The sequence below is a fragment of the Olsenella sp. An285 genome (genome assembly GCF_002159625.1).
Classification (GTDB): Bacteria; Actinomycetota; Coriobacteriia; order Coriobacteriales; family Atopobiaceae; genus Thermophilibacter; species Thermophilibacter avicola.
This window is the reverse complement of record NZ_NFIZ01000007.1, coordinates 41,353-53,137: the sequence shown is the minus strand read 5'-3', so window position 1 is coordinate 53,137 and position 11,785 is coordinate 41,353. Positions and strand designations below refer to the sequence as shown.

Annotated in this window: 10 protein-coding genes and 1 riboswitch; of the genes, 8 read left to right on the top strand and 2 right to left on the bottom strand. The window is 68.1% G+C overall.

The genetic code is table 11. The annotated features are described in order from the left end of the window. Positions 1–110: 110 nt before the first annotated feature. Positions 111–341, bottom strand: coding sequence for an FmdB family zinc ribbon protein (locus B5F79_RS06180; protein ID WP_087218915.1), 231 nt, complete (start codon positions 339–341; stop codon positions 111–113). Between the two features lie 181 nt (positions 342–522). On the opposite strand from B5F79_RS06180, the gene B5F79_RS06175 reads away from it, so the two are divergent. The 7 genes from B5F79_RS06175 (at position 523) to B5F79_RS06145 (ending at position 8,745) form a co-directional block, all read left to right on the top strand. Continuing rightward, entirely contained in the window at positions 523–1,875 is a 1,353-nt protein-coding gene (locus tag B5F79_RS06175; RefSeq protein WP_158094852.1) for a thiamine diphosphokinase, read from the top strand. Positions 1,876–2,039: 164 nt separating this feature from the next. Further along, the gene (gene rpmB / locus B5F79_RS06170; protein WP_072371255.1) at positions 2,040–2,228 is read left to right on the top strand and encodes a 50S ribosomal protein L28; all 189 of its coding nucleotides are present in this window, start codon (positions 2,040–2,042) and stop codon (positions 2,226–2,228) included. Positions 2,229–2,833: 605 nt separating this feature from the next. Further along, on the top strand, positions 2,834–4,459 hold the full coding sequence (locus B5F79_RS06165; RefSeq protein WP_087218908.1) for an ABC transporter substrate-binding protein: 1,626 nt from the start codon (positions 2,834–2,836) through the stop codon (positions 4,457–4,459). Positions 4,460–4,572: 113 nt separating this feature from the next. Further along, positions 4,573–5,589 (top strand): ABC transporter permease, encoded by a 1,017-nt coding sequence (locus B5F79_RS06160; RefSeq protein WP_087218905.1) that lies wholly within the window; start codon positions 4,573–4,575, stop codon positions 5,587–5,589. Positions 5,590–5,594: 5 nt separating this feature from the next. Continuing rightward, positions 5,595–6,518 (top strand): nickel transporter permease, encoded by a 924-nt coding sequence (gene nikC / locus B5F79_RS06155; protein ID WP_241147262.1) that lies wholly within the window; start codon positions 5,595–5,597, stop codon positions 6,516–6,518. Between the two features lie 4 nt (positions 6,519–6,522). After that, positions 6,523–7,641, top strand: a complete 1,119-nt coding sequence (locus B5F79_RS06150; RefSeq protein ID WP_087218898.1) for an ABC transporter ATP-binding protein — start codon at positions 6,523–6,525, stop codon at positions 7,639–7,641. Further along, positions 7,642–8,745 (top strand): ABC transporter ATP-binding protein, encoded by a 1,104-nt coding sequence (locus B5F79_RS06145; RefSeq protein WP_087218895.1) that lies wholly within the window; start codon positions 7,642–7,644, stop codon positions 8,743–8,745. Between the two features lie 300 nt (positions 8,746–9,045). Here the strand turns inward: B5F79_RS06145 and B5F79_RS06140 are convergent, their stop codons facing one another. After that, complete coding sequence (locus B5F79_RS06140; RefSeq protein ID WP_087218892.1) at positions 9,046–10,197, bottom strand: amidohydrolase; 1,152 nt, start codon at positions 10,195–10,197, stop codon at positions 9,046–9,048. An 89-nt stretch (positions 10,198–10,286) separates the two neighbouring features. Further along, positions 10,287–10,456: riboswitch (Lysine riboswitch) on the top strand. 6 nt (positions 10,457–10,462) lie between these two features. Between B5F79_RS06140 and B5F79_RS06135 the strand changes: the two genes are divergently transcribed. Next, positions 10,463–11,740: a diaminopimelate decarboxylase family protein gene (locus tag B5F79_RS06135; protein WP_087218889.1), complete on the top strand. Its 1,278-nt coding sequence runs from the start codon at positions 10,463–10,465 to the stop codon at positions 11,738–11,740. The last annotated feature ends 45 nt before the right edge of the window (positions 11,741–11,785 follow it).

Here is an 11,785-nt window from a genome sequence, read left to right as displayed (position 1 = left end):
CGGTGACGCGCCACGACGAGAAGAACCACGTGCCGAGAAGAACCGCGGCCCGTCACGAAAAACGGCGGCCCCGAGGGACCGCCGCCGTCACTCCGTCAGACGCGCGAGACCTAGTCGCAGGCGCCGCAGCTCTCGCACTTCTCGCTCTTGGGCGCGCCGCCCTTGTTGCGCTGGTCGGTGTTGTAGAAGCCGGAGCCCTTGAAGACGATCCCGGAGGGGTCGAAGACGCGCTCGGCCTCGTGCCCGCAGCTGGGGCAGCTGACCTTGGGGTGGGCGCTCATGGGGTGCTCCACCTCAAACGTGGCTCCGCAGTCCGGGCAGTGATAGTCGTAACGTGCCATGGTTCCCTCCGTGACGCTGAATCTCAGGGCGCGCGACCTCATCGCGCAATCAAACGCATGTTACTTTACCCAACGCGCGCGCTTTTCTCGGCGAGAATCGCGCTTGGCACGCAAATCCCCGACTGGCGCGCGCTATCATGGGCGCCGCGGCGGCCGCCGCGAGGGCGCGAGGGGAGAGGCGATGGACGTAGCGGGTGCGATCTTCGACTGCGACGGGACGCTGGTCGACTCGATGGGCATGTGGGCGCGCGTGTGGGACTGGCTGTGCGAGCGCCACGGTGCCGAGCCCGTGCCCCTGGCGGAGATAGAGTCGCTCTCGTTTCGTGACACGTGCGCGCTCCTGCACGAGCGCCGCTCGATCGGCGGCTCCGTGGACGAGCTCTACGAGGAGGCCTGCGCGCACGTTCGCGAGTCGTATCGTACCGAGGTCGCCCTCATGCCGGGCGCGCGCGAGTTCCTGGAGGAGCTCTCCCGCGCCGGCGTGCCCATGGTGATCGCCTCGTCCACGCCCGTCCGCGAGCTCAGGTGCTGCCTGGAGGCCCACGGCCTTGCGGGCTACTTCCGCGACGTGGTGAGCACCGAGGACGTGGGCGGCCGCGACAAGGAGTTTCCCGACGTCTACCTCGAGGCCCTGCGGCGCCTGGGCACGCCGCTCGAGGGCACGTGGGTCTTCGAGGACGCGCCCTTTGGCGCGCGCACCTCCCGCCGTGCGGGGTTTGCCGTCGTGGGCCTCATGAACGATCACGACGGCCGGCGCGAGGAGGACGTGCGCCCGCACTGCGACGTCTTCGTGCACGGGTTCGCCGAGCTCTCGCTCGCCCTGCTGCGCGACTACGAGCGGCCCGCGACGGTGACAGGCGCCCCGATGCGCGCCCTTCTGGTGGCGGGCTCGCCCGAGCCGAGCTCGCCGGCGCTCGTGGCCTCGCTCGCCGCCGAGGCTGACTACGTCGTCTGCGCGGACGGCGGGGCGGACGCGTGTCGGGCTGCGGGCGTGGCGCCCGACGTCTTCTGCGGCGACTTCGACTCCGCCACGGGCGAGGCCGCCGCGTGGGCCCGCTCCGTCGCGCGCTCCTGCGTTCCCTTTCCAAGCGAGAAGTACGCCACGGACCTCGCGCTCGCGCTGGACTGCGCCCGCCATGAGGCGGCACGGCGCGGTTCTCCGCTCTCCGTCACGCTCACGTGCGCCTCGGGCGGCAGGCCGGACCACGCGCTCGCCGTGGTGGGGCAGCTCGCGGGCGCAGGGTGCGCCGGCGCGCGGATCGTGGAGGACGGCTACGAGATGAGGGTCGTCTCCGCGGCGGGGGAGCGCGAGTGGCGCCTGGGGCCGGGGGCCGTCGGGCGCACGTTCTCCGCTATCGCGGTGGCCCCGGGCACGCGCGTGGACGAGCGCGGGATGCGCTGGGAGCTCGAGGACAAGCCGATGGACCTTCTCGGCGACCTGGGCGTTTCCAACGTGGTCACGAGCGCGAGCGCCTGCGTCGCCTGCCGCGCGGGCGCGGTGGCGTGCTTCCTGCTGCGGGGCGAGGGCGCGTGAGTCCGGCGCTTTGCCACCACAGGTAGTCCGCGGCAACACAAACGCCACAATTCTTTGGGGTTGACCGGGGTTTTCACTTGCGGCTTCACGGGTGTGTGCTATATTCGTACGGCTATGAAAGATGCGGGCGCGAGAGAGCGCCGCGCCCCTGAGGAGGTACGAGCATGTCCAAGGTTTGTGAGTTCTGCGGCAAGCACGCCGTTGCGGGTCATTCCATCAGCCACTCCCACCGCGTGGTTAATCGCACGTTCAAGCCCAACATCCAGCGCGTCACCGTGGTCGTCGACGGTCACCGCCGCAAGGCCAACGTCTGCTCCCGCTGCCTCAAGTCCGGCAAGATCGCCCGCAGCTAGCACGTTTCTCATCGCATCGCAGGGGGAGGCCTTCGGGTCTCCCTATTTTTTGCCGCGCGTCGGGCGTCGTGCGAGCTGTGGTTCTTCTCGCCGCGCCGCCCGAATGCCGCGCCCGTCAGAATCTCCCGGCGATTGGGCAACATCTTTGATGCCAACGGCCCCGCGCGTGGCCCCGCGCCTGTCTGTCGGCTTGTGGAAACTCCTGTTACTTCAATTCATACAAGCAACAATTTGTCATTGGTTTTGAGCGAGACGCGCGTCGGCCCCAAGTCATAAAATGTTTTGCCCAATCGCCGGGGTGGTGTGACGAGACGGCCAAACCCGGGGACGCCCCGCTGGGGGAGTACCCAAAGGCCGCCGTTTTTTGCCCATCGGGCCGTCTGCCCTGGGGTCCTCGCCCGGCTCACGGCCCCATAACGCCCCGCGCGGCGAGAAGAGCGCCCGGCGCGGCGCCCTCCCGCGAGCCCATGCGAATTGTTCCAGACGCGTTTCAGGTTCGAAGCCGCGCCGTTTCCGCTTGGCTCACTTTTGTTTCTTTTGTGACGTTCTTCCGCTCCACGGGACTAAAGTAGCCCGTGCATTGACCCCACGGGAGGGAGAACATCATGACCATGGCAGACATTTCCAGGCGCCGCTTTGTCCAGGCGATGGGCGCGATCTCCGCGACCAGCGCGTTCGCGCTCGCCGGCTGCAACAGCCAGCGCGCCAGCGAGGCCGGCGACTCCGGCAACGAGGGCAGCTCCGAGGGCGGCGTCGCCGACACCATCACCTTTGCCCAGGGCGCCGACCCGCGCGGCCTCGACCCCGCCTACGTCGACGACGGCGAGTCCGCGAAGATCATGTGCAACATCTACGACACGCTGCTCAACTACGACACCGAGTCCTGCGACATCGTCCCGGGCCTGGCCGACCTGCCGGAGATCTCCGATGACGGCCTCACCTACACCTTCAAGCTGCACGAGGGCGTCAAGTTCCACGACGGCACCGACTGCAACGCCGAGGCCGTGAAGAAGAACATCGACCGCCAGCTCGAGCCCAACCGCACCGCGGACATGCCGTACGCCGGCTTCGTCTACGGCGCAGAGGACACCAACAATGGCGTCGCCTCCGTCGAGGCCACCGACGACACCACGCTCGTCATCACCCTGCGCGCCGCCTCCACGGCCTTCATCAAGAACATTGCGATGGCCCTCGCCGCGCCCGTCGTGGCCCCCTCGGCCTACGAGAACGGCGCCAACTCCATCGAGAACCCCATCGGCTCCGGCCCCTACAAGTTCGTCTCCTGGGAGAAGGGCCAGAACGTGGTCCTCGAGGCCAACGAGGACTACTGGGACACCGAGAACGCCCCCAAGACCAAGAACGTCATCTTCCGCTTCATTGCCGAGAACTCCAGCCGCGTGACCGCCCTCACCAACGGCGAGGTCGACATCATCGACGGCATCGACGCCTCCGTGGTGCCCACCATCACCGACGCCGGCTTCTCCCTCTTTGAGGAGGACGGCATGAACATCAACTACCTGGCGTTCCGCAACGACTCCGGCCAGTTCACCACCGTCGAGGCCCGTCGCGCCTTCTGCCAGGCGGTGAACGTGGAGGAGATGGTCCAGAGCCTCTACGGCGACTACGCCGGCGTCGCCACCTCCGTCATGCCGCTCTGGATGGCTCCCTACGACGAGGCCGTCACCCAGACCGCCTATGACCCCGAGGCCGCCAAGGCCGCCTTCGAGGAGCTCGGCATCACCGAGGTCTCCCTCTACACGTACTCCAACGTGCGCCCGTACAACTCCATCGGCGGCACCGCGCTCGCCGAGGCCATCCAGGGCTACCTGCAGGAGGTCGGCGTCACGGTGAACATCTCCCAGTACGACTGGACCACCTACCAGACCAAGGTCGAGACCGACTCGTTCGACTGCTGCCTCTACGGCTGGGTGGGCGACAACGGCGACCCGGACAACTTCATGAACCTCCTCGCCGACTCCAACGTCTCCATGAACGTCGGCCGCTACGACAACGACGAGTACAAGGCCCTCATCCAGCAGGGTCTCGCCACCGAGGAGGGCGAGGAGCGCGACAACATCTACCTCCAGTGCGAGCAGATGGTCGCCGACCAGATGCCGTGGATGGTCATCTCCCACTCCAAGAACCTCGCGGGCTACAACCCCAACGTCCAGGGCTTCTACTACCACCCCACGGGCGTCGTCCACCTGCAGGGCGTCACCAAGACCGCCTAGCGGACAAGCGCGGCTCTCGATCTGACCGAAACGGGAACGGGCCGACCTGCGCGGCCCGTTCCCTGCTATGCGCCGGCGCGCCCGCGCCGAGCCACGAGTGAAAGGAGGAACGCGTGCTCAAGTACGTGCTCAAGCGCATCCTGCTTGCGATACCGGTGCTGCTGGGCGTCTCGATCATCGTCTTTCTGATCATGCGCGTGTTCTCTGCCGACCCGGCGCCCGTCGTCCTGGGACAGCACGCCACCGCCGAGGCCATGGAGGCGTGGCGAGACGCCAACGGCCTCAACGACCCCATCCTCGTCCAGTACTTCAACTTCCTCACGGGCGCCCTCACCGGCAACCTGGGGGAGAGCTACTACACGCATGCGGCCGTGACCGACGAGCTGCTCTCGCGCTTCCCGGCCACCGTCGAGCTCGCGCTCGTGGCCATCATCATCGCCGGCGTGGTGGGCGTCGCCCTGGGCGTGGTCTCCGCCACGCACAAGAACTCGCCCGTCGACGGCCTGGCCACGATCCTTGCCCTCGTGGGCGTCTCGATGCCCATCTTCTGGCTGGGCGTGCTCTTCATCATCCTCTTTGCCGGCGTGCTCCACGTGCTGCCCAGCTCCGGCCGCATCGACCCCTTGCTGCAGCCGGTGGGCGGCACGGGGCTCTACCTGCTCGACACGCTGCTCTCCGGCGACTTCGAGGCCTTCGTTGACGCGGCGCGCCACATCGTGCTGCCGGCGCTCGCGCTCTCCATGTACTCGATGGCCGTCATCACGCGCATGACGCGCTCGAGCATGCTCGAGACCCTGAACGAGGACTACGTCCGCACCGCGCGCGCCAAGGGCCTCAAGCGCGGGCGCGTGAACAAGCACCACGCCCTGCGCAACGCCATGCTGCCCGTGACCACCGTCATCGGCCTCCAGCTGGGGAGCCTCCTCGGCGGCGCCATGCTCACCGAGACCGTCTTCGCCTGGCCGGGAATCGGCAAGTACGTCGTGGACTGCATCCTCAAGTCGGACTACCCGGTGGTCCAGGGCGCGGTCCTTCTCATCGCGGTGATCTTCGTCGTGATCAACCTCGTGGTGGACGTCATCTACGCCTACCTCGACCCGCGCATCACCTACGGCAAGGAAGAGGGGTGATAGGCATGGCAGAGGCAACCGTCCAGGCGCCGCAGGGTCCCCAGGCGGACCAGAAGGGCGCGGCCGCCGAGAAGACCGAGTCGCTGTGGAAGGACGTCTGGTACTCGCTCAGGAGAAACGTCCCCGCCATGGTGAGCCTCGGCGTGATCGTTCTTCTCGCCATCGTGGCGATCGTCACCTTCGTTGCGCCGCAGGTGCTCCCGTACGACCCGTACCAGCAGGACCTCTCGGTCTCCTTCCAGGGCCCGAGCCCGGAGCACTGGTTCGGCACGGACCAGCAGGGCCGCGACATCTTGTGCCGCATCCTCGTGGGCAGCCAGATCTCGCTCACGGTGGGCCTGCTCTCCGTGGCGATCTCGCTCTCCATCGGCGTCACGCTGGGCGCCATCGCGGGATACAAGGGCGGCGTGGTGGACACCATCATCATGCGCGTCATGGACATGATGCTCGCCATCCCGTCGATCCTTCTGGCCATCGCCTTCATGGCGGCCCTGGGCCAGGGCATCGACAAGGCCATCGTGGCGATCGGCCTCGTCTCCATTCCCGAGTACGCGCGCATCGTGCGCAGCCAGGTGCTCGCCGTCAAGCAGTCCGACTACGTGGCGGCCGCGCGCGTCATCGGCGACTCCGACGCCACGATCATCTTCCGCCACGTGCTTCCCAACGTCATGCCGTCGATCATCGTACGCGCCACGCTGGGCATCTCGAGCGCCATCCTCGACGCGGCGGCCCTGGGCTTCCTCGGCCTCGGCGTCCAGCCGCCGGCGGCGGAGTGGGGCGACATGCTCGGCCGCGGCCGCAACTACATCTTCTCGGCCCCGCACGCCATGATCTTCCCGGGCCTCGCCATCACCGTGACCGTGCTGGCGTTCAACCTGCTCGGAGACGGCATCCGCGACGCCTTCGACCCCAAGAGCAGGAACAGGTGATCACATGGCACTGCTAGAGGTACACGATCTCGTCACCGAGTTCCCCACGCGCAAGGGCGTCGTGCGCGCCGTCAACGGCGTGACCTTCGACCTCGAGCGCGGCGAGATCCTCGCCGTGGTGGGCGAGTCCGGCTCGGGCAAGTCCGTCACGTCGCTCTCCATCATGGGGCTCCTCCAGGAGCCGGGCCACGTGGCCGGCGGCTCCATCACCTTCGACGGCAAGGACCTCCTCGCCGCCTCCGAGGCCGAGATGGAGCAGGTCCGCGGCGGGCAGATCTCCATGATCTTCCAGGAGCCCATGACCTCGCTCAACCCCGTCTACCGCGTGGGCGACCAGATCGTCGAGGCCATCCGCACGCACACCAAGATGAGCAAGAAGGACGCCTGGGCGCGCGCCGTCGAGATGCTGCGCGTGGTGGGCATCCCCAGCCCCGAGGAGCGCGCCCGCGACTTCCCGCACCAGATGTCCGGCGGCATGCGCCAGCGCGTGATGATCGCCATGGCGCTCTCGTGCGACCCCAAGCTCCTCATTGCCGACGAGCCCACCACCGCCCTGGACGTGACCATCCAGGCGCAGATCCTCGACCTCATCTACAAGCTGCGCGACGAGTTCAACATGGCCGTCCTGCTCATCACGCACGACCTGGGCGTGGTCTCGGAGGTGGCAGACCGCGTGGTGGTCATGTACTGCGGCCAGGTGGTGGAGGAGGGCGAGAAGTTCGAGATCTTCGAGCGCCCGCTGCACCCCTACACGCTGGGCCTGCTGAACTCCATCCCGCGCCTGGAGGACGAGTCCTCCGAGCGCCTGTACATGATCAAGGGCTCCGTTCCCAACCCGCTGGACATGCCGGCGGGGTGCCCCTTCTCCGACCGCTGCGACCGCTGCACCGAGCGCTGCCGCACCGAGCGCCCCGAGCTCACCACCGTGCCCGGGACCACGCGCCGCGTGCGCTGCTTCCTCTACGAGGACGAGGCCGAGGTCGAGCGCGCCGTCCAGGCAACCGTTGACGCGCACCAGGTCAAGGCCTCCCTCGAGGCGCAGGAGCGCGCGAGGATCCAGGAGGCCATGAGGGCCGCCGCGCGCGGTCGCGGGGACGACGAGACCACCGGGGAGGTGCGCTAGATGGCAGACAACAGGAGCGACAACCTCATCGAGGTGCAGCACCTCACCAAGAGCTTCGTCGCCGACACCAACTTCTTTGGCAAGCCCACGTCCTTCGTCCAGGCGGTGGACGACGTGAGCTTCACCATCCGCCGCGGCGAGGCGTTTGGCCTGGTGGGCGAGTCCGGCTGCGGCAAGACCACCATCGGAAAGATGCTCGTGGGCCTGCTCAAGCCCACCAGCGGCAAGATCATCTTCGAGGGGCGCGACATCACCGCCATGAGCACCAAGGAGCGCCGCAGCCTCTGCAGCGACATCCAGCTCATCTTCCAGGACCCCTACGCGAGCCTCAACCCGCGCATGACCATCGCGCAGATCGTGGCGGAGCCCATCCGCACCAACAAGCTGCTTCCCGAGGACAAGATCGAGGCGCGCGTGGACGAGCTCCTGGAGTGCGTGGGCCTGGCGTCCTACATGAAGAACCGCTACCCGCACGAGTTCTCCGGCGGCCAGCGCCAGCGCGTGGGCATCGCGCGCGCCCTCGCGGTGAACCCCAAGCTCATCGTCTGCGACGAGCCGGTCTCCGCGCTGGACGTCTCCATCCAGGCGCAGGTCCTGAACCTCCTGGACGACCTCAAGGACCAGTTTGGCCTCACGTACCTCTTCATCGCGCACGGCCTCAACGTGGTGAAGCACATCTCCGACCGCGTGGGCGTCATGTACCTGGGCCGCCTCATGGAGATCGCGCCCAAGAACAGCCTCTACAGCGAGCCCCTGTGCCCGTACACCCAGGCGCTTCTCTCGGCGATCCCCAGTCCCGACCCCAAGCTCCAGCGCCGTCGCATCATCCTCGAGGGCGACGTCCCGAGCCCCATCGACCCGCCGGCCGGCTGCCGCTTCGCGAGCCGCTGCTTCGCCAAGGTGGGCGCCTGCGACGTTGCCTCGCCCAAGCTGCGCGAGGTCCTGCCCGACCACGCGTGCGCGTGCCACCGCTACGACAACGTGGCCGCCGCGCGCGTGCGCGAGCTCGCCGTTGCCATGCAGCACGAGGCGGCTCGCCCGAGCTACGGGCGCGGTTCCGACCTCGTTAACGCAGACCCGGTCGTGGCGCCGGACGCAGAGTAGGGGAGTCCCGGCTGCGCGTTCTTCTCGGCAATTCCGGGTTTTGGACTGTCGCTCCCCCGCACCCGATGGTTTGGGTGCGGGGGAGCGACGTTTTGCGCCTCCGGAGTGTCGCGCTTTTGCACCGCAGCCGCTGGCGTGCGGGAAAGCGACAGTTTGCGGGCCCAGACCGTCGCGCTTTTGCACCCCAACCGTTTGCGTGCGGGAAAGCGACAGTTCTCGGACCCAGACCGTCGCGCTTTTGCACCTCAACGGCTGGCGTGCGGGAAAGCGACGAAACGTGCCGAGAAGGACGGCGCCTCGCTACGGCATCATGGTCAGGCGGCGGTACGCGTCGGCGCCCGCCAGCAGCACGCGCTCGTCGAAGTCGAACGTGTCCGCGTGGAGCGGCGTGCCGGTGCCCGTGCCCAGCAGCAGGAAGACGCCGGGCAGGTGCCGCTGGTAGAAGGAGAAGTCCTCGGCAATGAGGAGCGGCTCCGGCACGCGGGTGAGCTCGGGGAGCGTCGCCTCCACGGCCGAGTAGAGCGAGGGGTCGTTGGCCACCGGCGGATAGCCCTCGGAGAAGGTGACGCTGACCTCGCAGCCCTCCGTGCGCGCCGCGTTCTTTGCGAGCGTGGTCACGGCCTCGCGCGCCCGGTCGAACATATCGTCGGAGAAGACGCGCAGGCTGCCCTCGGCGCGAGCCGCCCCGGCGATGGCGTTTCGCACCGTGCCGGCCTCGAGCCGCCCGAAGCGCAGCAGGCACGGCTCGCCCGCCTCCTTCTGGAGCCTCCCGCACATGGCCTCGGCCGAGGGGACGAAGCGCGCCGCCGCCGCCAGGGCGTCGCGGCCCTCGCGCCAGCGGGCGATGTGGCTCGAGCGGCCGGCGTACTCCACGGTCACCTCGCTCGAGCGGGCGAGGAGCGCCCCCGGGCGCGACGCCAGGGAGCCCGCCGGCAGGTCCGGCCAGAGGTGGAAGCCAAAGATCCGGTCGGCCCCGCAGCGCTCGAAGACCCCGCTCTCGCAGACCAGCCTCGCGCCCCCGGTGGTCTCCTCGGCGGGCTGGAACACCACGAGCACGTTGCGGGGCAGGTTGGCGGCGCTCGTCCCCGACACGCGGCCGGAGACGACGTCGTCCACCCAGGTGGCGGCCGCGAGCGCCATGGCCATGTGGCCGTCGTGGCCGCAGGCGTGCATGCGGCCGGGGCGCGTGCTCGCGTACGCCGCGCCCGTGCGCTCCGTCACGGGAAGGGCGTCCATGTCCGAGCGCAGGGCCGTCGCGCGGTCGCGGCCCAGGTCGAACCACGCGCAGACGCAGCCCTCGCAGGGCTCGAGCACCTCGCAGGAGAGCCCCTCCAGCACGCCGCGCACGTAGGCGAGCGTCTCCGGCAGGTCAAAGTCGAGCTCCGGGATGCGATGGAGGTCGCGCCTCCAGGTGCGCAGACGCTCGAGCTCAGGGTTCTTCTCGTCAGGCATCTCTCTCCCCGCTGTCAGGTTTTTGTTGCCAGTGTATCAACCGGAGGCAGAGTGGAAGCATCCCGTCACAAAGCCGTGCTACAGTGGCAACACTCGATAGAGGCGCGGGCAAGAAGGCTCGCGGGGCAGCCGGCAGGCGTCACGACCCCGCGGGGAGGCGAGCCCGCCGAACTCCGCTCCCGGGCACGGGCGCGGGGTGGGCCTGCGGGGAAGACCCGCAGGACTGTCTGCAAGCAACTGCAGGAGCGCTATCAGGGAGACGTGCATGGAACACGCAGCTAAGCACCCGTTTGTGAGCAAGGAGCAGCTCGTCGCCATTGCCGAGCGCTATCCCACGCCCTTTCACCTGTACGACGAGGCGGGCATCCGAGCCAACGCGGAGGCGGTGCTCGATGCCTTCTCGTGGAACCCGGGCTTTCGCGAGTACTTCGCCGTCAAGGCAAACCCCAACCCCGCGCTGATCAAGATCCTGGCCGAGTACGGCTGTGGCTGCGACTGCTCCAGCTACACGGAGCTCCTCATCGCGCGTGCCCTTGGCATCACGGGCGAGAAGATCATGTTCTCCTCCAATGACACGCCGGCGGAGGACTTTGCCCTCGCGCGCGAGCTCGGCGCGATCGTGAACTTCGACGACATCAGCCACATCCCCTTCTTCGAGGAGGTGGCAGGCCCCGTCCCCGCCACCGTGAGCTGCCGCTTCAACCCCGGCGGGCTCTTCCGCCTTGCCAACGGCATCATGGACAACCCGGGCGACTCCAAGTACGGCATGACCGAGGAGCAGCTCTTCGAGGCGTACCGCATGCTGCGGGACCGCGGGGCGAAGGAGTTCGGGCTGCATGCTTTTCTCGCTAGCAACACGCACGGCAACGACTACTACCCCGCGCTCGCCCGCATCCTCTTTGAGCTCGCGGTTCGCCTCTCGCGCGAGTGCGGCGTGCACGTGGGCTTCGTGAACCTCTCCGGCGGCGTGGGCATCCCGTACCGCCCGGACGAGGAGCCCTGCGACATCCGCGCCATCGGCGAGGGCGTGCGGCGCGCCTACGAGGAGGTCCTCGTGCTCGCGGGCATGGGTGACGTGGCCATCTTCTGCGAGATGGGCCGCTTCATGCTGGGGCCGTACGGCTGCCTGGTCACGCGCGCCATCCACGAGAAGCGGATCTACAAGGACTACCTGGGCGTGGACGCGAGCGCCGTGGACCTCATCCGCCCCGCCATGTACGGCGCCTACCACCACATCACGGTGATGGGGCAGGCGGGCGGACCGGACAAGTCCGCCTGGGCGGCTACGCGCACCTATGACGTCACGGGCTGCCTCTGCGAGAACAACGACAAGTTCGCCATCGACCGCGAGCTTCCCGAGGTCGAGCGCGGGGACCTGCTCGTCATCCACGACACCGGGGCCCACGGGTACTCGATGGGCTACAACTACAACGGTCGGCTCAGGTCCGCGGAGGTGCTGCTGCGCGAGGATGGCTCCACCGAGCTCATCCGCCGCGCCGAGAAGCCCTCGGACTACTTCGCCACCCTTGACCTGCAAATCTGACAAGGGGACAGTCCCTTTGTCATGTTACGTGAACCGAAGAAAGGC